The 1206-nt window shown below is 66.7% G+C and carries 1 pseudogene; it reads left to right on the top strand.

Features of this window, described 5'->3' with window-relative positions:
- Positions 1–60: 60 nt before the first annotated feature.
- Positions 61–939: pseudogene (locus tag EKL94_RS22120) on the top strand (TIGR00266 family protein); the annotation flags it as partial.
- Positions 940–1206 lie beyond the last annotated feature (267 nt).

The raw sequence follows: 1206 nt of genomic DNA on the forward strand, positions 1-1206 counted from the left end.
TGAAAAGGGACCCCCCCCCCCCCGGGCCGGGTCCCAGGGATGGGGCGGGTGCCCCTGGTTGCCGGGGGGCCCGAACTGCAGGCCGCGGCCCCGGGCATGCCCAACCCCCCGCCGCCGGTCCCCGCCGCCGCCAGCAGCCGCGCCGACGACATCGAATTCCGCATCGTCGGCCATGAAATGCAGTTCGTGGAGATCGAGCTCGACCCCGGCGAGAGCGCCATCGCCGAGGCCGGCGCACTGATGTTCAAGGACGCCACCGTGCAGATGGACACGGTGTTCGGCGCCGCCAACGGCGACCAGGGCGGCGGCTTCATGGGCAAGGTGATGGCCGCCGGCAAGCGCGTGCTGACCGGCGAGAGCCTGTTCGCCACCGTCTACACCCAGAGCGGCCACGGCAAGGGCAAGGTCGCCTTCGCCGCGCCCTACCCCGGCACCGTACTGGCAATGAAGCTGGACCAGCATGGCGGCCGCCTGATCTGCCAGAAGGACAGCTTCCTGGCCGGCGCGCGCGGCGTGCAGATCGGCGTGCAGTTCCAGCGCAAGATCATGACCGGCCTGTTCGGCGGCGAAGGTTTCATCATGCAGAAGCTGGAGGGCGACGGCTGGGTGTTCATCCACGCCGGCGGCTGCGTGGTGGAACGCGAGCTGGCCGCGGGCGAGCGCCTGGACGTGGATACCGGCTGCGTGGTGGCCTACCACCCCACCGTGGACATGGACGTGCGCCGGGTGGCCGGCGTCAAGAGCATGCTGTTCGGCGGCGAGGGCGTGTTCCTGGCCACGCTGACCGGTCCGGGCAAGGTCTGGCTGCAGTCGCTGCCGTTCTCGCGCCTGGCCGGCCGCATGTGGATGGCCGCGCCGCAGGGCGGTGGCCAGAGCCGCGGCGAAGGCTCGGTACTGGGCGGCCTGGGCCGGATGCTGGACGGCGACAACCGGTTCTGACCCACTCATTTGGTAGGTGCCGACCTTGGTCGGCATCGGAATCTGCGTGTGCCGACCAAGGTCGGCATCTACCGGGGTCTTTTTGCTGAATAGGGAGTTCCCCCACCCCTGGCTCTTTTTACCATCTGACGCTGCCGCCCGCCGTAACCCGTTACACTACGCATCTGGCCCCTCACATTAACGACAAAATAACCAAAAAAACAAAACACGAAAAATAATCCACGCAAACCCTTACACGCTAATACAAAAAAATAGCGCAAACACTAA

This window comes from Stenotrophomonas maltophilia, assembly GCF_003970865.1.
GTDB lineage: Bacteria > Pseudomonadota > Gammaproteobacteria > Xanthomonadales > Xanthomonadaceae > Stenotrophomonas > Stenotrophomonas maltophilia_AR.